The sequence below is a fragment of the Glycomyces sp. NPDC047010 genome (genome assembly GCF_040644205.1).
In the GTDB taxonomy this organism is placed as follows: Bacteria; Actinomycetota; Actinomycetes; order Mycobacteriales; family Micromonosporaceae; genus Glycomyces.
In genome coordinates this window covers 159,424-182,698 of record NZ_JBEYVY010000012.1, presented here as the reverse complement: position 1 = coordinate 182,698, position 23,275 = coordinate 159,424, and the positions used below count along the sequence as shown (strand labels likewise).

The following is a 23,275-nucleotide window of genomic DNA, read 5'->3' as shown; positions in this document are numbered from 1 at the left end:
TGGTGCGGCCGTGGCCGCCTCAGCGGTTCGGCGGTGCGGCCGGGGCCGCTTTAGTGGTTCGGTGCGGCCGGGCCGCCCTAGTCACTCGGCGGCGCGGTCGAGTCGCGGACCACCAGGGTGGTCGCGAGTTGGACGTGGTGGGAGTCCGGGACCTTGCCCGCCGCGAGGTCGATGACGGTGCGGGCGGCGACGCGGCCCATCTGGCGCAGCGGCTGCTTGACGGTGGTGAGCGGGGGCTCCATCCACATCGCGTTGTAGGTGTCGTCGAAGCCGACGACGCTGAGGTCCCCGGGGATCGCGAGGCCGTGGCGCCGGGCGCTGCGAAGCACCCCCACCGCGATGCTGTCGCTGGCCGCGAAGATCGCCGTCGGCGGCTCGTCCAGGCCCAGCATCCGGTCGGTGAGCACCGCGCCCGTGGACTCCTCGAACTTGCCCGAGCCCATGAGCGCCGGGTCCAGTTCGATCCCGGCCGACTCCAGGGCCTCCCGGTAGCCGTGCAGGCGCTCGCGCGCCGGGACCGACTGCACCGGCCCGCCCGCGAAGCCGATCCTCCTGTGCCCCAAGTCGAGCAGATGCCTGGTCGCCTGCACGCCCCCGGCCCAGTTGGTCGCGCCGAGGCTGGTGACGCGCTCGTCGAGGGGGTTCGCCGGGTCGATGACGACCAGCGGCAGGTCGGCCTGCTCGCACGCGGTCATCTCCTCTGCCATGAGCTCCGCGGTGACCACGACCAGGCCCGCGGCGCCCTGCGCGGCGATCTCCTTGATGCGGTCCGCGCCCAGCGGCACCGGGTGCCCCGGGCCGCCCTCCTCAAGGGAGCTGGTGACCACCGTGACGCCGAGGTCCCTTGCGCCGCTGAGGATACCGTCGAGCACGTACACGGCGTACATGTTCAGGATGGTGTCGAACACGACGTGGATCGACTGCCCGCCGGGCGTCTCGCGCGGCCCGGTGGTCGGCACGTACCCGAGCTCGGTGATCGCCTCGCGCACGAGCCGCCGCGTCTCCTCGGCGACGCCGGGGCGGGCGTTGAGCACCTTCGAGGCCGTGGCCTTCGAGACGCCGGCGCGCGCGGCGACCTCGGACAGCGTCGCGCGCGGGCGGGCCGGATCGCTCATGTGGTGCACCTCGTCCATGTCGTGTACCGACATGATAGCCGCCCGCCGGAAACAGTTTCCGGCGACAGGAAACCGTTTCGACCCCCGGTCCCCACCTGGAGTGCGCCTCCCGGACGCCACATCACACACCGTTTCTATTGCGACACAATGGACTTCACTGCTTATAATGACGCGGTCCTCCGGCGGGGCCGCCCGAACGGCGCCCCCCGCCGGCCCTGTCGACAACAAGGAGACCCTGTGTCCTTCAAGGAAGGCAAGTCCCTCCGCGTGCTCGGCCGCATCGCCGCCGTCGCGGCGGCCGCCGGTCTCGGCGTCGCCGGACTCGCGGGCCCGGCCTCGGCCGACGTCACGATCCAGCAGTACGCGGCACTCGGCGACTCGTACGCCTCGGGCGTCGGCGCCGGCGACTACCTCGCCGACGACGGCTGCTACCGCTCCGCCAACGCCTACGCCAGCCAGTCGGCCACCGCCCTCGGCGAGCGCCTCTGGTTCGAGGCGTGCTCGGGCGCCCGCGTCGAGGACGTCGTCGCGAACCAGCTCAACCACCTCCGCCCGGTCAACACCGAGCACGTCACGATCGGCGTGGGCGGCAACGACGCGGGCTTCTCCTCGGTCCTCGGCGCCTGCGCCGGGACCGACACGGCCCTGTGCGAGGCCGCGATCGCCAACGCGCGCAACATCATCACCACCTCGCTCCCCGCCGAACTCGACGACCTCTACACCCAGGTCGAGACCAAGGCCCCCGACGCCGACATCGTCGTCGTGGGCAACCCGCGCCTGTTCAACGAGACCGCGTGCGCGGGCGCGCTCGCGATCACCCCGGCCGAGCAGGCGCTCCTGAACGACGCCGCCGACCTCCTCGCCGAGACCACCGCCGCCGTCGCGGCCGACCACGGCTTCGACTTCGCCGACCCGCGCGCCGCCTTCGACGGCCACGGCGTCTGCTCGGCCGACCCGTGGATCCTCGGCTACACCGGCAACGTCGAGTCCTTCCACCCGAACGCCGCCGGGCAGGACGCCTACACCGGCGTCGTCCTCCCGCTGCTCGACTATTAGAGCGCACCACCGGACCGGCCCGCGGGAGACCCCCGCGGGCCGGTTCCCGTTGCGCCCCAACGTGAACACACACAATGGACCGCGGCCCTTAGAATGGCGGCACCAGCGGCGGGGGCCCCACCCGTGAACCGCCGCGAGGCACCCAGAAGGAGACCAATGTCCGCAACTCCCAGCACGATCCGCGGCATCCTCGTCCGCGCCGCGGCGGTGGCCGCGGCCGCAGGCATCGGCGCCGCCGCGCTCGCGAGCCCGGCCTCGGCCGACTGGTGGACCCCTCGGTACGTCGCCCTCGGCGACTCCTACGTCTCCGGCGTCGGCGCCGGGGACTACGAGGACACCACCTGCTACCGCTCCGCGAACGCCTACCCGGTGCTCGCCGCCGAGGCGACCGGCGCGCGGCTCTCGTTCGACGCCTGCTCCGGCGCCCGCGTCGAGGACGTCATCGCCGACCAGCTCGGCAACCTGACCCGGCGCACCAGCGAGGTCACCATCGGCGTGGGCGGCAACGACGCGGGCTTCTCCTCGGTCCTCGGCGCTTGCGCCGGCACCGACACGGCCCTGTGCGAGGCCGCGATCGCCAACGCGCAGAACATCATCACCACCTCGCTCCCCGCCGAACTCGACGACCTGTACACGCAGGTCGAGGACCTGGCGCCGCGCGCCGACGTCACCGTCGTCGGCAACCCGCGCCTCTTCAGCGGCGCGACCTGCGCCGGGTCGCTCGCGATCACCCCGGCGGAGCAGGCGCTCCTGAACGAGACCGCCGACCTGCTCGCCGAGACGACCGCGGGTGCGGCCGACGACCACGGCTTCGCGTTCGCCGACGTCCGCGACGCCTTCGCCGGGCACGAGGTCTGCACCACCGACCCGTGGATCCTCGGCTACACCGGCAATGTGGAGTCCTTCCACGCGAACGCCGCCGGCCAGGCCGCGTACGCCGAGGTCGTGACCCCCTACCTGGAGGACTGCTAGACCTCCCGCCGGACCGGCCTCCGGGCCGGTCCGGCGCCTCCGGGACAATCCCGGTATGCCGCGACGCACCCGCAAGCCCGCCCGCCCGACCACGTGCCCCTGCGGCTCCGGCGACGCCTACGCCGCGTGCTGCGGCCGCTTCCACACCGGTGCCGCCGCGGCCCCCACCGCCGAGGCACTCATGCGCTCGCGCTACAGCGCCTTCGCCGTCGGCGACGAGCCGTACCTCCTGCGCACCTGGCACCCCGGCACGCGCCCCGACCGCCTCGACCTCGCCGCCGACGCCCGCACCTGGACCGGCCTCGACATCCTCGACACCACCGGCGGCACCCCGCTCCACACCACCGGCACCGTCCGCTTCCGCGCCCGCTACACCGACCCCGACGGCCCCGGCTCCCAGACCGAGAACAGCGCCTTCGAGCGCCTCGGCGGCACCTGGCTCTACGTGGACGCCCTCGGCTTCGAGTAGGCGGTGAGTGATCCTCGGGTTCGGTGGCGCCCCTGGCTGCAAGCCTCCGTCGGGGGTCCGACAGCGGGGGCCGGCGGCTGCTCAAATCATCGAATACTTGTCGATTTGTTAACACGTGTCTACCCTCGTCGGGTGAGTTTCGACCCTCCCTCGCCCGCCAAAGACCGCCGGGTGCGACGAACCCGCGCCGCCCTGCTGGGCGCCGCCATCGCGTTGGTCAGTGAGCGCGGCACTGCGAACGTGCCGGTCTCCGACATCGCCGACGCCGCGGGCGTCAGCCGCCAGCTCGTGTACCTCCACTACGGCGACCGGGACCGGCTGCTGCTGGAGGCGGCGCTCGACCTGGCGCGCCGGGAGCTGTTCGAGCCGTGGCGGGCCGCGCCCGAGACGGCGACGGGACGGGCCAGGTCGCTCGCGCTGGCGCGGCACTTCGCGGCGCACCGGGGGTTCTACCGGGCGATGTTCAACTCGGCGAGCGCGTTCGCGCTGAACCGGGAGGTGAGCGGGCTGCTGTCGCCGCTGCGGAGCGAGTCGATGCGGGCCAGGTTCGGGGACGTGCTGCCGGGGAGGCTCGACGACGACCTGGCGGCGTTCATCACCGGCGGGTTCGGGGCGATGGTGTACCTGTGGGTGACCGAGGGGGAGGACCCGCTCGACCCGGAGTCGATGGCCGACCGGATCACGGCGGTCGGCGGCCTGCTCGGCGCCGCCCTGGAGCACCTCCCGGGCGCCGCGGCGCAGGCCGCCGAGTAGCTACGCCTTCGCGGCCCTCCCGAGGTCGGCGACCGCTTCGCTGAACGAGACCGCGTCGAGGCCCTCGGGGAAGCGGACCGCGTCGATGACCTGGACGGCGTCGGCGTCGAAGTACGGGCCGCCGCCGTAGCCGGGGGAGAAGCCGGCGCGGACGGTGCCGGTGCGGAAGCGCCGCTCGATCGCCACGGTCGTGGACCCGTCGCGGACGGCGTGCCAGGTGCTCTTTGTAAGGCCGTGGAGCGGCCCGGTCCTGGCCTTGCGGCCTTCGAGCGGAGCGAGCCCGGCCGCGGTGTGCGCGGGCCTGCCGAGCTGGTCGAACGGCTGGAGGACCTCGTAGTCGGCGAGCTGCCGCACCCAGGCGTCCAGTGCGTCGCCGAGGAGCACGGGGTGCGCGAGGCGGATCGCGGCCCCTTCTGGGAGCTCCACCGCGTCGTCCTCTGCGTTCGCGAACGTGTCGTCCTCGGCGATCCGGAACGCGGTGCCGTCCGCCTGCCAGACCAGCCGCCTCGCCAGCTCGCCGAGGAGCGGGTGGGCGAGGAGGTGCTCCCGGAACTCGTCCACCGCCCAGGTCCGGCCGTCGGCCATGGCCCGCTCCAGGCGCGTCGCCTGCTCGGCCGCGACCGCCGCGGTCCCCGTGTCGGGGACGAGGCGGTCGGCGAGCTGCTCGGTGTCGAGGCCGAGGCCCGCGGCGACGAGTTCCAGCTGGTTGACGGCGGCGGCCTTGACCGCCTTGGAGCCGCGGAAGCGGGTGAGGCGGTGGACGGCCCGCAGGGCGTGCTCGGACTCGACGGCGCCGAGCACTTCGAGGCCGTTCAGGGCCCGCTTCGAGTGGTTCCGGTCGGGCCATTCGCGCACGAGCGCTTCGAGGCGCGCCACGGCATCGGCGTCGGCGAAGCGCGCGAGCTGCGTCAGCGCCCACGCGTCCTTCGCGGGCGCGTCGTTGATCTCCCAGGATTCGAGGACCGCCCACGAGAACGCGCCCAGGCTCGCCGGGTCGCACTGCTCCTTGACGATGTCCAAGCCCGCGTACGGAATCGCGGGCGAGTCGAGGGCCATGGCGGCGACGACGTGTGCGACCGATGCTCGCGGCAGCCGTTCGCGCCTGCCGCGCAGGAGCACGGGCATGCCGAGGACCGGCTCGGCCCACTCGGGGACCTTGGGGGCCTTGCGGCCGTCGAGGTCCAGGGGGTCGACGGCGAGGATCTCCGCGACCGACGCGACCGCCGCCTCCCCGTACGGCGCGACCGCCTCCAGGACCGCCGCGTCGCCGAAGCGGCGCGCGACGTCGCGGAGCACCGCCTCGGCGGCCTTGCGCGGCTTCCCAGCCTTGCCGACCGCGTCGGGCGCGACCCAAAGGGCCGCTTCGAGTCCGTGGCGGTCGAGCCAGTCGCCGACGCTGAGGCGCGTGGACCGCAGCCGCACGAGCCAGTCGGCGGCGATGCGGGCCGCCGCGGGCCCGGCGAGCGGCGGGAGTGCCCGGTGCCCGTTCGCGGACTTCACCAGTGCCGCAAGCGCTTCCGCAGGATTCTCGGTCTCGGCGAGGCCCCGCCGCACCGCGTCGGTGCTCTCGCGCCACCGGTCCCGTTCGCCTTCGCGCCACCGCAGTCCGTCCTCGCCGACGGGTGATATATCGACGACGAGCTTTTTGCGCTTGGTCGCTTTTCGAGTCCACGGCGGACTCGCCAGGAACTCGTGCAGCGCAGCGGCTTCGGGCGGGGCGTCGGTGAGGTCGGTGAGTCGGTCGGCCGCGTCCTTGACGTCGGCGGGGGCGACCTCGCGGGCGGCCCCGAGCGCGGGCACCGACGCGACGACGTGCGCGAACCGCGACCGCAGCGACGGTTCCGCGTCCGCCGCGAGCCGCGCGATCACCCGCAGGGTGCGGCGCGGGAACCGCTCGGCGGCCGCGCGGACGAGCGGCCCGGTCCGCTCGGCCACCAGGTTCTTCAGCAGGTATTCGACGGCCGCGTCGTGGGGGAGTCCGGCGATGACCTCGTGGATCGTGGCCTTGCCCTGGTACTCGCGGGTCCCGGCCTCCACGGAGGCGACGAACTCCGGCGCGCACTCGGCGCCGAACGCCTCCACGAGGGTCGCGACGGAGGGGGCGTTGCCGCCGATGTTCGACAGCGGCAGCATCCCGGCCTCACGCAGTTCGTCCAGAGAGGACGCGATCCCGGCGAGGCGGTTCTGGTCCGACCACGTCTTGGAGTCCCGCTCCCGCCACTCGGCGAGCGCCTCCGCGGCCCAGTCCCGCTCGGTCGGCATGAGGTAGGCGCGGACCAGACGCTGCCTGTGGTTGCGCCCGTACGGCTCCAGCACGTCACGGAAGCGCCGGTACTCCGCTTCCGGCATCGCCGACAGCGCGGTCCGCAGCTGGCGGCACTCGGTGCCCCGGCCCCACTCGGCGCCGAGCGGCTTCGCGGGCGCCCACACCACCGCGGGGGTCTCGTTCCGCCAGGCCACCCGCGAGTAGTGCTTCCCGTGCTGGTTCACGACCCGGATCTCGCACTGCCGCATGAGCGCCTCGGTCGCGAACACGACGCCGTGCGCGTCGATCCAGGCGTCGAGCTGGGTGTACCGCCGCGCCACGTCGTAGAGGCTCATGACGGCCGCAGCCGTCTCCAGCGCGGCCGCCGCGCCGAGCGCGTCCGCCTCACCATCCAGATAGGACCGCATCGCCGCCGCGATCCCCGGATCGGTCACCGGCGACTCGACCGCGACCCGGAGCGCCCCGGCCGCGACGTCCCGCAGGGTCGCCCAGTGCCCCGGCATGGCCGGGTCCGGCTCGTACGCCCTCGCGGAGGGGAACCCGCGCCGCGGCGCCGGGTCGAGTGCCCGGGACCCCCGGTAGTCGAGCCAGGGGCGGGCGGGGTCGGGGTCCTCATGCGGCAGGAGATCGCTCATGGGGCACATTCTGGACCGGGCGTGCTCACTCTTCCGCAAGCGGCTCCAGGACCCGGTTGTGGTGCCGGTCGAACACCATCGTCGTGTTGAAGCGCGCCACCTCGGGCCGCGTCGCCAAGCGGTCCACCAGGAACGCGTGCAGCTGCTCGGTGTCGCGCACCGCGACGTGCAGCATGATGTCGCTCCCGCCCGAGACCACGAACAGCGTCACCACCTCCGGCCACGCCCCCACGGTCTCCCGGAACGTCTCGTAGATCGACCGCTGGTGCCGCGCCAGCTGCACCGACACCAGCGCCTCCGCGTTGCGCCCCAGCGCCTTCAGGTCCACGTCGGCCCCGTACCCGCGGATCACCCCGCGGCGCGTGAGCGCCCGCACCCGCTCCAGCGCCGTCGACGGGGCCACGCCCAGGCGCCGCGCCAGCTCCCGGTTCGACAGCCGCGCATCCGACTGGAGGAGGCGCACGATCGACGCGTCAAGTTCGTCCATCCACGGATTATGACCCCGATTCCGGCCGCCCGTTCGGCGCCGCCCCCGAATCCCCGACCGCGCGTCTAGCGTTGATCCACATGACCACCCGTTCCACCGGGTCCCTCGGCACCGCCCGCGGGACCGCCCTCTACCTCGGCGCGATCCTCGGCCCCGGCGTCCTCGCCCTCCCCGGCCTCGCCGCCGCCGCGGCCGGGCCCGCCGCGATCGTCGCCTGGGTCGCGCTCCTCCTGCTCTCCGTCCCCGTCGCCGCCACGTTCGCCGAACTCGCCGCCCGCCGCCCCGACGCCGGCGGCGTCGCCACCTTCACCCGCGCCGCCTTCGGCGACCGCGCCGCCGCCGTCTGCGGCTGGTGGTTCTTCAGCGTCATCCCCGTCGGCGCCAGCTCCGCCGCGCTCGTCGGCGCCGCCTACATCGCCGACGCCGCGGGCCTCGGCCACACCGCCGTCATCGCCATCGCCGCCGTCCTCCTCGCGACCGCGTTCGCCGCCAACCACATCGGCCTGCGCCTCTCCGGCGGCGCGCAGCTCGTCCTCATGGGACTCCTCGCCGCGCTCCTCGCCGCCGCCTGCGCCGCCGCGCTCCCGCACTTCGCGACCGCGAACCTCACCCCGTTCGCGCCCAACGGCATCCCGGGCATCCTCTCGGCCGCGGCGGTCCTGTTCTACGCGTTCTCCGGCTGGGAGGCCGCCAGCCACCTCTCCGGCGAGTTCCGTGACCCCGCACGGCAGCTGCGCCGCGTCACGGCCCTCGCGCTGGCGGTCGTGGCCGCGATCTACCTGGCACTCGCCACCGCGACCGCGGGCGTCCTCGGCTCCTCCGCGGGCGAGTCCGCCACGCCGCTCACCGACCTGCTCGCGTACGCGTTCGGCCCGGCCGCGGCCCCGCTCACCGCGGTCTGCGCGGCGCTGCTGAGCCTCGGCGCGATGAACACGTTCATCGCCGGGGCCTCGCGCCTGGGGGCGGCGCTCGCGCGGGACGGGGCGATGCCCGCGCCGCTCGCGAAGGGCCACGAGCCGGGCCGCACGCCGCACCGGGCGCTGCTCCTGCTCGCGGCGTTCACCGGGACCGCGTTCGCGACGACGACCGCGCTCGGGCTGGGCCTGGACCAGCAGATGCGCGCGACGTCGGCGGTCCTCGCGGCGGTCACGGTCCTCGCGTGCGCCGCCGCGGTGCGGCTCCTCCAGGGCCGGGCCCGGCAGCGCGCCGTCTTCGCGACGGCCTGCACGGCCCTGATCGGCACGGCCCTGACCTGGTACCTCCTGCTGCCCTTGGGGATCGCGGCCCTCGCCCTCGGCTACCTGCACCTGAGGCGCCGCCGGGCCCCGCTCTCGGAACCCGTCCCCGCGGAGGTCTAGCCCAGGACCATGAGGACCGGCCCCGCGAGGATGACCGATTTCATAGCTTTCCCCCTTTGCGCCCCCCTGTCCTGACCGAGCTAACCTTAAGTCAGTCACTTGACTTAAAACAGTGGATCGAGTGAAACGCCACCTCCGGGCCCCGCCCGGAGGAATACTGCGACACGGGCCGCCCCGCCGGGCGGCAGGGACCATAGGGGGACTCATGGGAACGCAAGACCGCTTCACCGGCAAGACCGTCATCGTCACCGGCGCCGGATCGGGCATCGGCCGCGCCACCGCGCTGCGGCTCGCCGGAGAGGGCGCCACGGTCGTCGCGGCCGACGTCAACCAGGAGAGCCTCGACAAGCTCGGCTCCGAGATCGAGATCCGCGCCGTCGCGGGCGACCTCACCTCGGCCCCCGTCATCGACCAGGTCGTCGCCGCCGCCGACGGCCGCATCGACGGCCTCGCCAACGTCGCGGGCATCATGGACGGGTTCCTTCCCGCGGGCGAGGTCGACGACGCCACCTGGGACCGCGTCTTCGGTGTCAACCTCACCGCCCCGCTGCGCCTCATCCGCGCCGCGCTCCCGGTCATGATCGCCTCCGGCGGCGGCGCCATTGTCAACGTCTCCTCCGAAGCGGGCATCCGCGGCTCCGCCGCGGGCGCCGCCTACACCGCCTCCAAGCACGCGGTCGTCGGCCTCACCCGCCACGTCGCCGTCGTCTACGGCAAGGACGGCATCCGCTCCAACGCCGTCGCGCCCGGCGGCGTCGCCACGAACATCGAGGCGACCCCGAAGTCCCAGCTCGGCATCGAGCGCCTCCAGCCGTACTTCGTCAACGCGGGGAACCCGGCCCAGCCCGAGCAGCTCGCCGCCGCCATCACCTGGCTGCTCAGCGACGACTCCAGCAACACCAACGGCGTGGTCCTCGCCAGCGACGGCGGCTGGAACGCCGTCTAGCGCGACCGGAACGCCCGCTCCGACCACATCGGAGCGGGCGTTCCGCTATCCGGCCGTGCGCAGGTGCCGCCGGGCCGTCATGAGCGCGAACCCCAGGAGGTTCTGGCCCTGCCAGGTCCTGGGGTCGGCCGCGCGCGGATCATCGGCCGCAAGCCCGATGCCCCACACCGGGTCGTCCGGGCTCGCCCCCACCAGCACGCGATCCCCTGTGGACAGCAGGAAGTTCCGCAGCTCGCCGCGCTGCCCGAACTTGGCGATGGAGCCGCGCACCGCGATCTGGAACCGGTGCCGCTCCCACACGTGCAGGTCGAAGTCGGTGACGGTGCGCCCCAGGGCCCGCGCCCGCTCGGGGTCGTCCTCGGCGAGGATCGCCGCCGCGGCCAGCTCGTCCTCGAAGAGCTTCGCCTTGGACCACATCATGTAGTGCTCGGCGGTCGCGAACCGCCTGCCGCCCACGCGGATCGGCGCGGGCCACCACTGGTCGAGGCACCCGGGCGCGAGCCGCCCGCCGCGGCTGCGCTCGTGGTCCCGGAAGAACAGGAACCCCGCCTCCTCCTTCGGCGCCTGGTACTCCGGTTGCGGCGCAGCGGGCCTGACGACGCGCGAGGGCGCGTCGGCGCGCCGCTGGAACGGGCTCCACGGCTGCTCCGCGGGCGCCTCCTCGGCCGGGGCCGGGTCGTGCGGGGCGAACGGCAGGTCGATCTCCGGCGGCCCGTCGGGGGTGAACCCGTCGACGAGCGCGTCGAGCTGCCCGTCGTCGTAGCGCAGCTGGAGGACCCGCAGCGACTCGCACGTGTCCAGCAGCCCGCGGCTGGCGCAGCTGAGCGCGTCGGCGACGTGCAGCGACTCGTTGAACGCCGCGACCGCGTTGGCGCGCATGGTCTCCGCGTCCGTGGCGAGCGCCTCGGCGAGGTGCTCGGCGGTGCGGAACGTGCAGTACCCGGCGAGCTGCGGGAACGGCTGGGGCGCACCGGCGGCCATGAACCCGGCCGTCACGATCCACCTGACGGTCCCGGCGACGAGGTTCGGGTTCCCGGCCACGTTCGCGGCCTCCTCGGCGGCCTTCGCGAAGTGGCCCAGGTGCCCGTGCCCGTCGAGGGGCTCGGTGGACGCGGTGAGCAGGTCCTTCAGCTCGTCGGCGAGGCGGTCGAGGCCCTGCGCGGGGGGCTCGGGGCCGGCGGGGGCGAGGTCCAGCCCTTCGAGGTCCGTCATGTAGTACAGCGTCCAGGCCCGGTCCGCCGGGCCCGCGGGCGCGTCGGGGGGCGGAGCGCCGTCGGGGGTCGGCGGTGTCGCACCGCCGGAGTCGCTCATCGCCATAGCCTGCCAGGGGAAGCGCCCGCTGGCAATCGTCCCGGGGCCGCATTCGGGCGGGCCCGGCGGGCGCTCGGTACGATGAGGACGGGTCACAAGGAGCACCGATGTCCTCAGCCGAGATCAAAGCGATCGCCATGCTGCTCAGAGCGCGCAACGCCATCGACGAGCGCATCGCCGACGTGGTCGGGCGCCCCGCCGCGCACGGGCACCTCTCCGACTGGATCGCCGCGCAGGTCTTCGACATCGCGCTCGAACCGACCGCCGACCGCGCCATCGACGGGTTCTTCCGCTCCGGCCCGCTCGCCGGGCGCAGCGTCAACATCAAGCACTACACCCGCAACCAGGGCATGCTCGACATGACCGACGCCGAGGACCTCGACACGTACCTGGTCATGACCGGCCCGCGCGGCGGCCCCGCGGGCGCCCACCGGCCCTGGTCCATCGAGCACGTCTACCTCTTCGACGCCCAGGGCCTGTACGACACGCTCCACTCCGAGATGCGCCGCATCGGGGTCGCCACGGGCATCCCGTCCCGCTACTGGGACCAGGCCGAGATCCACCCCGTCTCGCGCAACGCGAACTTCCCGCTCTCCGCCGAGCAGACGGCCGCCCTGGAGGAGTTCCGCACCGACCGCGTCTGATCGCATCCCGTGAGGGGTAGTCGTGGCCGATGGCAAGGTTTGCCGTTAGGATTCGGGGCACTGCGCGTGATGTCAACCCGCAGTCGTGATGATGGCAATCTGACGGAGGTAGCGTGCTCGATATCAGCCCACTCACCTGGGCATTGACGATCGGACTCATCGTCGTTCTGCTGGCGGTGGACCTGCTGTTGGCAGCGCTGCGGCCGCACCACGTCGGGTTCAAGGAGGCCACCGCCTGGTCGGTGATCTACATCGCCATCGCCGTGCTGTTCGGCGTCTGGTTCGGCATGCAGTACGGCAACACCGCCGGGACGGAGTACTTCGCCGGCTACATCATCGAGAAGAGCCTCTCGGTCGACAACCTGTTCGTGTTCGTCATCATCATGACGACGTTCGCGGTCCCCGACCACCACCAGCACAAGGTCCTCACGTTCGGGATCGTGCTCGCGCTCATCATGCGCGCCATCTTCATCGCGCTCGGCTCGGCGCTCATCAACTCGTTCTCGTTCATGTTCCTCATCTTCGGGCTGCTGCTGGTCTACACCGCGATCCAGCTGTTCCGCCACAGAGACGAGGACCCCGACGTCGAGTCGAACCTCATGGTCCGCGGCGCGCGCCGGTTCCTGCCGGTCTCCGCGGACTACATCGGCGGCAAGCTCTTCGCGAAGGAGGGCGCCCGCCGCGTCGTCACGCCGCTGTTCATCGTGCTCATCGCGATCGGCTCGGTCGACCTGCTGTTCGCGCTCGACTCGATCCCCGCGGTCTTCGGCGTCACGCAGGAGGCGTACATCGTCTTCACCGCGAACGCGTTCGCGCTCCTGGGCCTGCGCGCCCTGTTCTTCCTCGTGAAGGGCCTGCTCGACCGCCTCGTGTACCTGTCGCTGGGGCTCTCGCTCATCCTGCTGTTCATCGGCGCGAAGCTGATCATGCACTGGGCGCACGTCGACGTGAACACGTCGATCCCCGAGATCTCCACCCCGGTCAGCCTCGGCGTCGTGATCGGCGTGCTCGTGATCGTCACGGTCGCGAGCCTCCTCAAGACCCGCGGCAACCCCGACGAGAAGGCGCACGCCGGATCGCTCTCGGCGACCAAGAAGAAGGAACCCGAGCAGTAAGGACACTTACGGCCCCGGATCGTGCATCCTATAGGATATAGGATGCACGATCCGGGGCCTTCCGCGTTTCAGCGGGCGCGTCTCGTCAGCAGCAGCAGTACGAGCAGCAGTGGGATCGGCAGGAGGAACGCCTCCCGCAGCCCGATCTGGCCGTCGAGCCATCCGAGCGCCGCGGGTGCGGCGAGGATCGCCGTGCCGGAGGCGAGCGATCCGATGGACGCGGAGTGGCGCGACGTCAGGCCCGGGATGTTCACCAGGCTCCCGAGCATGATCGGGTACAGCGGAGCGATGCCCAGGCTGGCCACGGCGATGCCGACCGTCACGGTCACCGGGTCCTGCCCGAGGTACACGACCACGGTGCCCGCCATGGTGACCGCGACCGCCGCACCGACGGCCCAGGACCGGTCCACGAACCTGGTCCCGACGAGCCGCCCGGCGGCCATGCCGATCCCGAAGCTCGCGCCGAGCGCCGACGCCGTGCCGAGCGGCACGCCCGTGTCCACCAGCCGCGCCACGCCCCACACCACGAAGCAGAACTCGCAGCCGACGCTGAGGACGATCCGCAGCCATCCGAGCGACGCCGGGCCGACCGGCACGTGGCCGCGTTCGACCGCGGCCTCCCCGACGCCCCGGACCGTGCGGTGCACGACCCCCGTCAGCAGCACCGGGACCGCCGCGAGCAGCGCCCACCGGCCCGCCACGCCCGCGGTCTCCAACGCCCCGAACGCGAGCGGCGCGAGGACCCCGGCCGCACTGGAGACGCCGACCGCGAGCGCGATCCGCTTGGCGGCGCCCGGCCCGCGCAGCAGCGAGGGCGTGGCGAGCGCGATGGCCGCGCAGCCGACGCCGACGAGCACCGATCCGGGCCCGGCGATGCGCAGGTCCGGCGTCACGGCCATCGCCACCGCGCCCACGGTGATGACCCCGCACGCGACCCGCATGACCAGCCCGGCGCCCGTGCGCAGCACGGCGGGGCCGATCGCGGCGGCGAGCACGAGGCCCGCGCCGAACATCATCGTCAGCCACACGAGCTCGCCGCGGGGGCGGTCGAGCTCGACGGCGATCCCGGCGAGGTAGGGCCCGAACGAGGAGACGAGGAACCCGAGCCCGATCTGCGCGAACGCGACGACGCGGCCGACTGCGGGGTCGACGGGGCTGTCGGCGAGGTCTTCGGGTGCGCTGTCGGTGCCACCGGGGCCGGTGGCTGCGCCGTCCGCGCGGCGCTCGGCAGAGCTGTCGGCCGGGTCGTCGAAGGTGCCGTCGCCTGCGCCGTCCGATGTGCCGGCGCCGGCGGTCGAGCCGTCCACGCCGAGCTCGCCTGCGCTGCCGGTCGGCCCGACGACCGCACCGCCGTGCGCGTCTTCGCCCGCGCGGTCCGTCGCGCGCGTTCCGGTCTCAGTCCCCATCGAGGGCCCGCAGTTCCAGCAGGTCCGCGAGTTCGCCCAGGTCCGCAAGGGACACATCGCCTTCGAGGCCCCGGAGCGCCGCGGTCATCGCGCCGGAGGCGCGGCCCGCGGCCAGGCCGGGGGCCGAGTCCTCGACCACGAGGCAGTCGGAGGGGTCGGTGCCGAGGGCCTTCGCGGCCTTCAGGTAGCCCTCGGGGTCGGGCTTGCCGTTCTCGACGTCGTCGAACGAGACCAGCAGGGGTGCTTCGATGCCCGCCGCGGCCAGGCGCGTCTTCGCGAGCCGGGTGTCGGCGCTGGTGACGACCGCCCACGGGGTGCTGGAGCGCTCCAGGACCGCGAGGAGCCGGTGGGCGCCGACCGCGGCCGCCACGCCGCCGAGGTCGGTGTTCTCGTAGTCGGCGAGCCATGCGGAGGCCCGCGCGATGCCGCCGGCGTCGAGGTCGGGGCGCAGGCGCGCGATCGTGGTCGGGCTCGGGTTGCCGTGCGGGTCGGCGAGCGCGACCTGCGGATCGACGCCGTACTCGGCGGCCCAGGCCGCCCAGGCGCGCACGACGGCGCCGTCGGAGTCGACGAGGGTGCCGTCCATGTCGAACAGGACGGCCGCGGGGTTGCTGTAGCTTCGCATGAAGCCCTCCGGGGATCATTTAAACTCGTAGCGCGAGGATAAACGCTGGAGGTGGCATGGCGCAAGCCCGATCATCGGACCCGGACTCCGGACCCATCAAAGTGGGACGTGCCGAGGCCGCCCGCTGGAGCGGCGCGCTCGACCTCCTGCGCCTGGTGCGCGCCCGCCCCGGCGTCACCCGCGCCGAGGCCGCCCGCGTCCTCGGGGTCGGCAGCGGCACCGCGACCGAGATCAGCTCGCGCCTGCGCGCCCTCGACCTCATCGCCGAGCACCCCGCCCCGCCCACGGGCCGGGGCCGACCCACGAGCACGCTCCACGCCCACCCGGACGGCCCGCTCGTCGCGGTCGTCGACATCCGCCAGGCCGAATGGCGCGTCGCCGTCGCCGATCTTGAAGGGACCCTGAGCGAACCGGCCACCGGCCGCCACGGCTCCAAGCGTCCCGAACCGGTGTTCGCCGCCGTCCGCGAGGCCGTGGAGGCCATCGCGGCGCGGCACGGCTCGCGCATCCGGGCCGTCTCGGTCTCGGCGGCGGCCACGGTCCGGCGCGGGCGCATCGGCCAGTCCAGCGTGCTCGGCTGGCGCGACGTCGAGGTCGCGCCGCTGCTTCCCGGTGTGCCCCAGGTGATCGGCAACGACGCGACCCTCGCCGGGCTCGCGGAGGCACGCCTCGCCCACCCCGGCAAGTCCGTCCTGTACCTGACGATCGAGGTCGGGATCGGCGGCGTGTTCGTCGACCACGCGTTCGCCGTGACCGGCGCGACGGGCGCGGGCGGCGAGTTCGGGCACGCGCCCTTCGGCGACCCGGCGGTGCCGTGCCCGTGCGGGGCGACCGGCTGCTGGGACGTCGCGGTCGACGGCCGAGCGGTCGCCCGCCTGCTCGGCCGCCCCGAACCCGACGACCCGCGCGCCTACCTCATCGACGCCCTCGTGGACCCCGGTTCCCGTGCGGCCGTGGAGCAGTGCTCCGCGTCGCTGGGCCACGGCGCCGCGGGCCTCGCGAACATCCTCGACCCCGAGGTGGTCTCCTTCGGCGGCCTCGCCCCCGAGCTGCGCCGCGCGGCCCCCGGCCCCTTCGCCGCCGCGTTCGAGGCGGGCTTGATGGGCTTCCGCCGCGACGACCCGCCCGCGCTGATCGCCTCGGCACTCGGCCCGGACGCGTTCCTCCTCGGCGCGGCCGAAGCGGCCTTCGACGTGGTGCTCACCGAGCAGTCGATCGGCGAGTGGACGGCCGCCCGCTTCGGCTGACCCGCTACGCGAGCGTCCAGCGCCGGCCGGGCGGGAGCACGACCACGTCGAGCCCCGGCGCCGCCAGCCGCTCGGCCTCGGCCGCGGACCCGTGGCGCCGGAACACCAGCGACATCGGGTCGTGCGCGTGGGCGTCGTGGACGGCGACGAGCGCCTTGGCGCCCAGCGCCTTCGCGCCCTCGACGGCCTCCCGGTGGCCCATGACCAGCGGCGGCCCGACCACGGGTGCGAGGCCGTTGGTCGGCAGGAGCGCCACGTCGACCGCGGGCCGGTGCGCCCGGTACTCGCGGAGCAGCGCGACGTCGCGGATCTCGCCGCCGAAGTAGACGCGGCGCCCGCCCGCGGAGATCACGTAGGCGTTGTGCCGCCACCGCATGAGCCGTCCCGCGGGCGCGGCCTCGATGCTCAGCCCGTCGCCGAGCTCGCGGACCGTCCCCCAGTCGATCCGCTCGGCGCGCGGGTAGCCGAGCCCGCGGGTGCGGCGGGCCATGAAGTCGGCGGCGGTGAGGACCGGCGTGGTCGCCTTGTGCGGGTAGGCGCGCAGGGCCCGCAGGTCCCAGTGGTTGGCGGCGAAGCTGGTGACGACGACCGCGTCGACCGGCGGGACCTCCTCGATGCGCAGGCCGAGGGGCTCGCCGCGGCGCAGGTACCAGCGCTCGGTGAACCACGGGTCGGTGAGGATGCGGCGGCCGCCGATCTCGATGAGCGTGCAGGCGTTGGCGACTCGGGTGACGGCGACGACGGGGTTCTCTGACTCGTTCATGTGGCCAGCGTGGGGCTTAATGTACACATGAAGTCAAGCGCGGATCTCTCCATCGGCGAACTGGCGGACCGCTTCGGCCTCGCCGCGCATGTGCTGCGGCACTGGGAGTCCGAGGGCCTGCTCGCGCCGGACCGCGACGCCCTCGGGCAGCGCCGGTACCGTCCCGGGCACCTGACGCAGGTCGCGCTCATCGTCATGGCGAAGGACGCCGGGTTCACGCTCCGCCAGCTGCGCGAGCTGCTCGCCACGGACAACCCGATGGACCGGCCCGAGCTGCTGCGCGAGCACGTGCGCGCCCTTGAGCGGCGGATCGCCCGCGCGCAGGCCGCGAAGGACCTGATCGAGCACGCCCTGTCGTGCCCGCGCGACTTCCACGAGTGTGAGCACGCGCAGCAGCGCATCGCCGACGCCGTCCCGGCACCGAAACCGTTGGGCGGCAGCGGGACCTAGGCCCGGTCGGGGGCCGTGAGCCGGTCGAGGTCCAGGGCGACGCTCAGCTGGCTCCCCAGTTCCCGGAAGCCGAGCGCCCGCGCGACGCGGCGGGAGGCCGCCGGGCGGGCGCGCCACTGCGGCAGGAGGGAGGCGGCGAGGGCGTCGTCCACTGCGGCGCTGGCGACGAGTTTCGCGAGGCCGCGGCCGCGGGCGGCCTCGGCGGTGAGCACGCACAGGTGCGCGGTCGCGGCGGGCCAGCTCCGGTAGCCCGCGGCCGCGACGACCTTCCCGTGCTCCCGCACGGTGAACGCCGCGGAGGTGATCTCGTCGATGCCGCTCTCGTCGGCGTCGTCGGTGTTCGCCGACTCAAGCAGCGCCTTCAGATCGGGGTGGCCGGGGGCGAGCCGCTCGACGGCGCCGGTTTCGGCCGGGATGAAGGTCTCCGGCGAGACGTACGCCAGCGTCGCGGGGCCGAGCACCGTTCCGACCGGCAGCACCGCCCGCAGGGCCGCAGGCTCGGTGAGCGATGCGGCGGCGATCCCGTCGAGTGCGTGCTGCACGGGCGCGACCGCGTGCGCTGCCGGGACGGTCGCGATCGCCGAGCCGTCCAGTGCCACGATCCCGGCCCATCCGGGCGGGCACATCCGCGACCCGGGGGAGGCGACGACCTGGACGCCGGTCGCCGGGAACGTCACGGGCGCAGAGGCGACGGTCTGCCAGAGCGATCTGGCGCGTGCGGTCAGCATGCCCCGATCCTCCCATCGGGCCCAAGCGGATTTCCGGCCTCAGACCTTCGCGGGGACGGCGTCGCGGGACCTGTCGTAGACGGGGACCCATTTGGCGAGCCAGCCGACGCCGAACCAGGAGATGAGGCCGAGGGCGACCGCGGCGGCGCCGAGGGGGAACGCGAGGGCGACGAGGCTGATGAGGCCGGGGCCCGCGACGTTGCCGAGGTCGGCGCAGAGGCGCCAGCCGCCGAGGAACTGGCGTCGTCCCCGGTCGGGGGCGACGTCGGAGCCGAGGGTGAGGACGATGCCGGAGGAGACGCCGTTGCCCAGGCCCATGACGCAGGCGACGACGCCGATGAGGACCGCCGTGTCCGCCAGCGGCAGGACCAGGAACCCGATGCCCATCACGAGCATCGCGGGGAGGGCGACCCACATGCGGCCGAAGCGGTCCATGATCGCGCCGCCGGGGTAGAACAGCAGGATGTCGACGCCCGCGGAGATGCCGACGATGATGCTCGTGGTGGTGGCGTCGAGGCCCTGGTAGGCGGCCCAGAGCGGGATGATCGCGGTGCGCGAGGCGCGGGCGATCATGATGAGGAAGACGCCGGAGCCGAGGTGCGCGAGGACCTTGCGGTGGTCGCGGATGACCTGCCAGAGGCTCAGGCGCGCTTCGGGTTCGGCCTCGGGTGCGGGCTTGCGCCCGGCGCCGTCCCCGGGGAGTTCGGGGAGGAGGAGGCTGAGCAGGCCGCCCGCGAGGCTGGTGCAGGCCGCGAACGCGAAGGCCGCGCCGATCGAGAACTGCGCGATGAGGGCCGCGGCCACGAACGGGCCGATGAACGAGCCGATGCGGAACGTCCCGCCGAGGGTCGAGAGCGCGCGGGCGCGGTAGGCGATCGCGACGGCCTCGGAGAGGTAGGCGTGGCGGGCGAGGCCGAACACGGCCGAGGCGAGGCCGATGGCGAACACGCACGCGGAGACGACCAGCAGCGACGTGGTCTGCGAGGCGACGAGGAGCGCGCCGGCCTCGACGACGCAGGCGGCGAGGAGCACGGGCTTCTCGCCGAAGCGCTGCGCGAGGGACCCGGCGGGGAGGTCGCCGGTGAGCTGGCCGAAGCCGATGAGGCCGACGATGATCGCGGCCTGGGTGAGGCTGGCGCCGAGGTCGAGCGCGTAGAGCGCGATGAGCGGGACGACCGCCCCCATGCCGATGGAGATCAGGACGGTCGGGCCGTAGATCGGCACGAACAGGCGCCGCATGCTGATCGTCGACTGGGCAGGCTCGGACACGTTCGCGAACGTACCAAGGAGTGGTGATCACGGCTCACATCGCGGGAGCCGGATGTGACGGATTCGAGCCGGTCGGCCGGTAAGTAGCCGCCGCGGGGCCGGGGAGGCGGCCGGAGGGCAGCTCAGATCGGGTGACGCCGCCGGGCGCCCCCGGATCAACAGTGCCCGGCGGGTACGACATCGCCCGGTGGGGCGGGTGGGTGGGCGGGGTCCTGGGCGGTTGCGCCCCGGACCCCGCCGGGTGGGTGTCGGGTCAGGTGACCGTGCAGGTCACTGTCGGGGTGGTGCTGGTGCCTGAGGCTATGAAGCCCCAGGCGTTCTGGGTCTGGCCGCTGGCGATGGAGCCGTTCCAGCCGACGTCGTCGGCCGTCACGGTGGCCCCGGAACTGGTGACCGCGGCGTTCCAGGAGCTGGTGATGCGCTGGCTCCCGGCCCACGTCCACGTGAGTCGCCAGCCGGTGATCGCGGCGCCTCCGGCGGTGACGTGGACGTTGCCCTGCCAGCCGCCGTTCCAGGTGCTCGCCACCTCGACGCGGGCGGTGCAGCCCGAGCCGGTCGGCGGCGGGGTCGTCTCCGGCGGGGTCGTGGTCTCGGCCGGGGTCGTCGTGGAGCCCGGGTTGCCGTTGCCGAGCGTCGGGGTGGTCCAGCTGCGCCACTGGGAGAGGTTCGCGGACTTGTTGGGGTGCATGGTGATGACGCCGGGCGGGGTGCCGGAGCCCTTGAGGAACGCGTTGATGGACTGCTGGAGCGGGGTGCGCCATTCGCTGCGGACGGCGCAGTGGGTGCCGTCGGCGACGTTCGAGTGGTACGAGATGTTCGACCCGGCGCCGAGCGCCTTGTACACCTCGGCGCCGCCGAGGGCCGCGACCGCGCCCGACCGCGCGCCGAGCCATTCGACGTGCGGGTTGTCCATGATGAACAGGCCGCGCGGGGCGATCATGCCGACGATCTCGTGGGTGTCGACCGGGAGCCCGGCCGGGTTGCCGGTGTAGGCGCTGAACGCGTCGCCGAGCCACGGCTGCTCGCCGTAGGCGCTGCTGAGCGGCTGCGAACCGGACTCCTGGGCGATGGACCGCATGGCCCCGACGCCGCCCGAGCCGGACTCGATGGGCATCGTCAGGTCGATGCGCTGGTCGAACGCCCCGGCGACGAACGCGCCCTTGCCGTACCGGGAGCACCCGGTGACGCCGGTGGAGTTGTTGAGGATCGACCCGCCGGACTGCTCGATGACGTCGATGATGCGGCTGACGCCCCACGCCTGCGCCATGAGCACGCCCGTGGAGCTGGTGGCGCCGTAGAGCGTGTAGAACGCGCCCTGCTTGTTGCTGCGGGGCGTGCCCTCGGCGCCGACCGCGCCCGGGTCGTAGTTGATGACCGCGGCCCCGGACGACAGGATCGTCTGGGTGTCCGCGCCGAAGCCGCCGTAGACGATGACGGCCGGGAACGGCCCGGTCCCGCTGGGCAGCTGCACCGTCGCGGAGAAGCTGGTGGAGCGGCCGTTGTCGCTGACGTTGACGGTGATCCGCGAGGAGGTCACGGTGCCGGTGACCGAGTCGGGCTGCGGCTTGTCGCCGTAGACGGTGCGCTCGGCGAGCTCCTTGATCTCGGAGCGGCGGCACTCCCACTGGTCGCGGGTGGTGATGCGGGTGCCGTCGATCTTCGTGAACGGGTCGGGGAGGAGGGAGCTGGAGGCCCAGCTGCCGGGGATCGTGACGGCGCAGTTCTCGCCGTCCCATTCGGACAGTGCCTGCACCTGCGCCTCCGCGCTGAACCGGGTCGAGAGCGCGAGCGCCGAGGCGAGGGCGACCGACGCGAGGGCGACGAGTGCGAACCGCAGCCTGCGGCGGTGCCGGGAGCGCCCCGGGCGACGGGTGTGCGGATCGGGGACGAGCGGGTCGGGGGAGGGCGGCGCGGAGCCGGGCGCGATCGATGATGCCATTGCCAGTCCTTGTCTGACCAGGGGCGGGTCCATCATCGACGGTGTGGGGCGGCCCGGGGGGCCGGCGTCAACAGGGGACCGCTCATGCCGAAACTTCCAGTGGAACTTCCGTGAGGGTCCCAACAGGATACATTGACCGACTTCGATACACAACGTGCGGCGGCCGCTCCGCGGGGTAGGATCGGCACCCCGTGCGGGGCCCCGTGCGGCGACCCGTCAGCGCGAGGTGCACGATGCCGTTCCCCAAGGCCGACCACGACCTCCCGATCGGCACCGGCGCCACCGGCACCCGCGTCGAGACCGACGCCATGGGCGAGGTCGACGTCCCCGCCGAGCACTACTGGGGCGCCCAGACCCAGCGGGCCCTCCAGCACTTCGCGATCGGCGACGACCGCATGCCCGTCGCCCTCTACCGCGCCTACGGGATCGTCAAGCAGGCCGCCGCGCTCGTCAACGCCGAGGCCGGGCGCCTCGACCCGAACCTCGCCGCCGCGATCGTCCACGCCTGCGAGGAGGTCGCCGAAGGCGCCCTCGACGACGAGTTCCCCCTGTACGTCTGGCAGTCCGGGTCCGGCACCCAGTCGAACATGAACGTCAACGAGGTCGTCGCCAACCGCGCCAGCCAGCTCCTCGCAGGCGGTCTCGGCCGCGACCGGACCGTCCACCCCAACGACCACGTCAACCTCGCGCAGTCCACGAACGACACGTTCCCGACCGCGATGCACGTCGCCACGCTCCTCGAAGTCCGCGACGGCACCCTCCCGCAGGTCCTCGCGCTCGCCGCCGCCATCGGCGACCGGGCCCGCCGCTGGGCCGACGTCGTCAAGATCGGCCGCACCCACCTCCAGGACGCCACGCCCCTCACCGTCGGCCAGGAGTGGTCCGGCTGGGAGGCGCAGCTCCGCGCCGCCGCCGCCCGCCTGGAGCAGTCCCTCACGGCCGTATGCGAACTCGCCGCGGGCGGCACCGCCGTCGGCACCGGCATCAACGCCCCCGAGGACTTCGGGGAGGCCATCGCCGCGAAGCTCGCCGAGCTCACCGGCCTCCCGCTCGTCACCGCCCCGAACAAGTTCGCCGCCCAGGGCTCCCTCGACGGGATGGTCGCCGTCAGCGCCGCGCTCCGCGGCGTCGCCGTCGCCCTCATGAAGGCCGCCAACGACATGCGCTGGCTCTCCTCCGGCCCGCGCGCGGGCCTGCACGAGCTGCGCCTGCCCGAGAACGAGCCGGGCTCCTCGATCATGCCCGGGAAGGTCAACCCGACCCAGCAGGAGGCCGCCGTCATGGTCGCCCTCCAGGTCATCGGCGAGGACTCCATCGTCGCCGCCGCGGGCGCGCAGGGGAACTTCGAGCTGAACACGATGCGGCCCATCGTCATCCAGAACGTGCTCCACTCGGCGCGCATCCTCGGCGACGTGTGCGGGACGCTCCGTCTCCACTCCGTCGAGGGCATCGAGCTCGACCGGAAGGCCGTCGCCGAGTACGTCGACCGCTCGCTCATGCTCGTCACCGCCCTCAGCCCCCACATCGGGTACGACAAGGCCGCCGCGATCGCCCACAAGGCCGACCACGAGGGCTCCACGCTCCGCGAGGCCGCGATCGGCCTCGGCGTGGACGCCGCGGACTTCGACCGGATCGTCGACCCCGCGACCATGGTCGGCGACCCGCTCCGCGACCTGGGCCTCCCCGACCCCGGCCTCCCGGACCCCGGCCGCTGACTCCGA

General features: G+C 73.5%; 21 protein-coding genes. 11 read left to right on the top strand and 10 right to left on the bottom strand.

Annotated features, from left to right (window positions below; all coding sequences use genetic code 11):
* Positions 1-77: 77 nt before the first annotated feature.
* A complete protein-coding gene (locus AB0A65_RS23000; protein WP_359954238.1) occupies positions 78-1,133 on the bottom strand; it encodes a LacI family DNA-binding transcriptional regulator in 1,056 nt (351 codons plus the stop codon).
* 219 nt (positions 1,134-1,352) lie between these two features.
* Here AB0A65_RS23000 and AB0A65_RS22995 point away from each other — a divergent pair, with 219 nt between their 5' ends.
* From AB0A65_RS22995 to AB0A65_RS22980, 4 genes are all read left to right on the top strand, one after another.
* Positions 1,353-2,171 (top strand): SGNH/GDSL hydrolase family protein, encoded by an 819-nt coding sequence (locus tag AB0A65_RS22995; protein WP_359954236.1) that lies wholly within the window; start codon positions 1,353-1,355, stop codon positions 2,169-2,171.
* 156 nt (positions 2,172-2,327) lie between these two features.
* Entirely contained in the window at positions 2,328-3,143 is an 816-nt protein-coding gene (locus tag AB0A65_RS22990) for an SGNH/GDSL hydrolase family protein (protein WP_359954234.1), read from the top strand.
* Between the two features lie 55 nt (positions 3,144-3,198).
* A complete protein-coding gene (locus tag AB0A65_RS22985; RefSeq protein WP_359954232.1) occupies positions 3,199-3,612 on the top strand; it encodes a YchJ family metal-binding protein in 414 nt (137 codons plus the stop codon).
* 171 nt (positions 3,613-3,783) lie between these two features.
* Positions 3,784-4,365, top strand: a complete 582-nt coding sequence (locus tag AB0A65_RS22980) for a TetR family transcriptional regulator (RefSeq protein WP_359954230.1) — start codon at positions 3,784-3,786, stop codon at positions 4,363-4,365.
* On the opposite strand, the gene AB0A65_RS22975 is transcribed toward AB0A65_RS22980, so the two are convergent.
* Both AB0A65_RS22975 and AB0A65_RS22970 read right to left on the bottom strand, forming a co-directional pair.
* Positions 4,366-7,266, bottom strand: a complete 2,901-nt coding sequence (locus AB0A65_RS22975; RefSeq protein ID WP_359954228.1) for a DUF4132 domain-containing protein — start codon at positions 7,264-7,266, stop codon at positions 4,366-4,368. It abuts the gene before it with no gap.
* A gap of 25 nt (positions 7,267-7,291) precedes the next feature.
* Positions 7,292-7,753 carry an Lrp/AsnC family transcriptional regulator gene (locus tag AB0A65_RS22970; RefSeq protein ID WP_359954225.1) on the bottom strand — a complete coding sequence of 154 codons (462 nt, stop codon included), beginning with the start codon at positions 7,751-7,753 and terminating at the stop codon, positions 7,292-7,294.
* Between the two features lie 80 nt (positions 7,754-7,833).
* On the opposite strand from AB0A65_RS22970, the gene AB0A65_RS22965 reads away from it, so the two are divergent.
* Both AB0A65_RS22965 and AB0A65_RS22960 read left to right on the top strand, forming a co-directional pair.
* Positions 7,834-9,111, top strand: a complete 1,278-nt coding sequence (locus AB0A65_RS22965) for an amino acid permease (protein ID WP_359954223.1) — start codon at positions 7,834-7,836, stop codon at positions 9,109-9,111.
* A 205-nt stretch (positions 9,112-9,316) separates the two neighbouring features.
* Complete coding sequence (locus tag AB0A65_RS22960; protein ID WP_359954221.1) at positions 9,317-10,057, top strand: SDR family NAD(P)-dependent oxidoreductase; 741 nt, start codon at positions 9,317-9,319, stop codon at positions 10,055-10,057.
* Between the two features lie 45 nt (positions 10,058-10,102).
* Here AB0A65_RS22960 and AB0A65_RS22955 read toward each other — a convergent pair whose 3' ends face one another.
* Entirely contained in the window at positions 10,103-11,368 is a 1,266-nt protein-coding gene (locus AB0A65_RS22955) for an NADAR family protein (RefSeq protein WP_359954219.1), read from the bottom strand.
* Between the two features lie 107 nt (positions 11,369-11,475).
* Here AB0A65_RS22955 and AB0A65_RS22950 point away from each other — a divergent pair, with 107 nt between their 5' ends.
* Positions 11,476-12,012, top strand: a complete 537-nt coding sequence (locus tag AB0A65_RS22950) for a hypothetical protein (RefSeq protein ID WP_359954217.1) — start codon at positions 11,476-11,478, stop codon at positions 12,010-12,012.
* A gap of 113 nt (positions 12,013-12,125) precedes the next feature.
* Entirely contained in the window at positions 12,126-13,127 is a 1,002-nt protein-coding gene (locus AB0A65_RS22945) for a TerC/Alx family metal homeostasis membrane protein (RefSeq protein WP_359954215.1), read from the top strand.
* A 68-nt stretch (positions 13,128-13,195) separates the two neighbouring features.
* Here AB0A65_RS22945 and AB0A65_RS22940 read toward each other — a convergent pair whose 3' ends face one another.
* Positions 13,196-14,533, bottom strand: a complete 1,338-nt coding sequence (locus AB0A65_RS22940; protein ID WP_359954213.1) for an MFS transporter — start codon at positions 14,531-14,533, stop codon at positions 13,196-13,198.
* Positions 14,523-15,158, bottom strand: a complete 636-nt coding sequence (locus AB0A65_RS22935; protein WP_359954211.1) for an HAD-IA family hydrolase — start codon at positions 15,156-15,158, stop codon at positions 14,523-14,525. The genes AB0A65_RS22940 and AB0A65_RS22935 overlap by 11 nt, the downstream gene beginning before the upstream one ends.
* A gap of 56 nt (positions 15,159-15,214) precedes the next feature.
* Here AB0A65_RS22935 and AB0A65_RS22930 point away from each other — a divergent pair, with 56 nt between their 5' ends.
* The gene (locus tag AB0A65_RS22930) at positions 15,215-16,405 is read left to right on the top strand and encodes an ROK family protein (protein ID WP_359954209.1); all 1,191 of its coding nucleotides are present in this window, start codon (positions 15,215-15,217) and stop codon (positions 16,403-16,405) included.
* A gap of 4 nt (positions 16,406-16,409) precedes the next feature.
* Here AB0A65_RS22930 and AB0A65_RS22925 read toward each other — a convergent pair whose 3' ends face one another.
* A complete protein-coding gene (locus AB0A65_RS22925; RefSeq protein WP_359954207.1) occupies positions 16,410-17,168 on the bottom strand; it encodes an MBL fold metallo-hydrolase in 759 nt (252 codons plus the stop codon).
* A gap of 27 nt (positions 17,169-17,195) precedes the next feature.
* Here AB0A65_RS22925 and AB0A65_RS22920 point away from each other — a divergent pair, with 27 nt between their 5' ends.
* A complete protein-coding gene (locus tag AB0A65_RS22920) occupies positions 17,196-17,618 on the top strand; it encodes a MerR family transcriptional regulator (protein WP_359954205.1) in 423 nt (140 codons plus the stop codon).
* Here AB0A65_RS22920 and AB0A65_RS22915 read toward each other — a convergent pair.
* The 3 genes from AB0A65_RS22915 to AB0A65_RS22905 form a co-directional block, all read right to left on the bottom strand.
* Entirely contained in the window at positions 17,615-18,346 is a 732-nt protein-coding gene (locus AB0A65_RS22915) for a GNAT family N-acetyltransferase (protein ID WP_359954203.1), read from the bottom strand. The two genes, AB0A65_RS22920 and AB0A65_RS22915, sit on opposite strands and share 4 nt — an antisense overlap.
* Positions 18,347-18,385: 39 nt before the next feature.
* A complete protein-coding gene (locus AB0A65_RS22910) occupies positions 18,386-19,615 on the bottom strand; it encodes an MFS transporter (RefSeq protein ID WP_359954201.1) in 1,230 nt (409 codons plus the stop codon).
* Between the two features lie 253 nt (positions 19,616-19,868).
* On the bottom strand, positions 19,869-21,554 hold the full coding sequence (locus AB0A65_RS22905) for a cellulose binding domain-containing protein (protein WP_359954199.1): 1,686 nt from the start codon (positions 21,552-21,554) through the stop codon (positions 19,869-19,871).
* 233 nt (positions 21,555-21,787) lie between these two features.
* On the opposite strand from AB0A65_RS22905, the gene AB0A65_RS22900 reads away from it, so the two are divergent.
* Positions 21,788-23,269, top strand: coding sequence for a class II fumarate hydratase (locus AB0A65_RS22900; RefSeq protein WP_359954197.1), 1,482 nt, complete (start codon positions 21,788-21,790; stop codon positions 23,267-23,269).
* Positions 23,270-23,275: the final 6 nt, after the last annotated feature.

Excerpts from the sequence above, each read along its gene's own strand:
- AB0A65_RS23000 (WP_359954238.1), bottom strand. The coding sequence starts at position 1,133 with ATGGACGAGGTGCACCACATGAGCGATCCGGCCCGCCCGCGCGCGACG.
- AB0A65_RS22990 (WP_359954234.1), top strand. The coding sequence starts at position 2,328 with ATGTCCGCAACTCCCAGCACGATCCGCGGCATCCTCGTCCGCGCCGCG.
- AB0A65_RS22985 (WP_359954232.1), top strand. The coding sequence starts at position 3,199 with ATGCCGCGACGCACCCGCAAGCCCGCCCGCCCGACCACGTGCCCCTGC.
- AB0A65_RS22975 (WP_359954228.1), bottom strand. The coding sequence starts at position 7,266 with ATGAGCGATCTCCTGCCGCATGAGGACCCCGACCCCGCCCGCCCCTGG.
- AB0A65_RS22970 (WP_359954225.1), bottom strand. The coding sequence starts at position 7,753 with ATGGACGAACTTGACGCGTCGATCGTGCGCCTCCTCCAGTCGGATGCG.
- AB0A65_RS22965 (WP_359954223.1), top strand. The coding sequence starts at position 7,834 with ATGACCACCCGTTCCACCGGGTCCCTCGGCACCGCCCGCGGGACCGCC.
- AB0A65_RS22960 (WP_359954221.1), top strand. The coding sequence starts at position 9,317 with ATGGGAACGCAAGACCGCTTCACCGGCAAGACCGTCATCGTCACCGGC.
- AB0A65_RS22955 (WP_359954219.1), bottom strand. The coding sequence starts at position 11,368 with ATGAGCGACTCCGGCGGTGCGACACCGCCGACCCCCGACGGCGCTCCG.
- AB0A65_RS22950 (WP_359954217.1), top strand. The coding sequence starts at position 11,476 with ATGTCCTCAGCCGAGATCAAAGCGATCGCCATGCTGCTCAGAGCGCGC.
- AB0A65_RS22940 (WP_359954213.1), bottom strand. The coding sequence starts at position 14,533 with ATGGGGACTGAGACCGGAACGCGCGCGACGGACCGCGCGGGCGAAGAC.
- AB0A65_RS22935 (WP_359954211.1), bottom strand. The coding sequence starts at position 15,158 with ATGCGAAGCTACAGCAACCCCGCGGCCGTCCTGTTCGACATGGACGGC.
- AB0A65_RS22930 (WP_359954209.1), top strand. The coding sequence starts at position 15,215 with ATGGCGCAAGCCCGATCATCGGACCCGGACTCCGGACCCATCAAAGTG.
- AB0A65_RS22925 (WP_359954207.1), bottom strand. The coding sequence starts at position 17,168 with ATGAACGAGTCAGAGAACCCCGTCGTCGCCGTCACCCGAGTCGCCAAC.
- AB0A65_RS22920 (WP_359954205.1), top strand. The coding sequence starts at position 17,196 with ATGAAGTCAAGCGCGGATCTCTCCATCGGCGAACTGGCGGACCGCTTC.
- AB0A65_RS22915 (WP_359954203.1), bottom strand. The coding sequence starts at position 18,346 with ATGCTGACCGCACGCGCCAGATCGCTCTGGCAGACCGTCGCCTCTGCG.
- AB0A65_RS22905 (WP_359954199.1), bottom strand. The coding sequence starts at position 21,554 with ATGGCATCATCGATCGCGCCCGGCTCCGCGCCGCCCTCCCCCGACCCG.
- AB0A65_RS22900 (WP_359954197.1), top strand. The coding sequence starts at position 21,788 with ATGCCGTTCCCCAAGGCCGACCACGACCTCCCGATCGGCACCGGCGCC.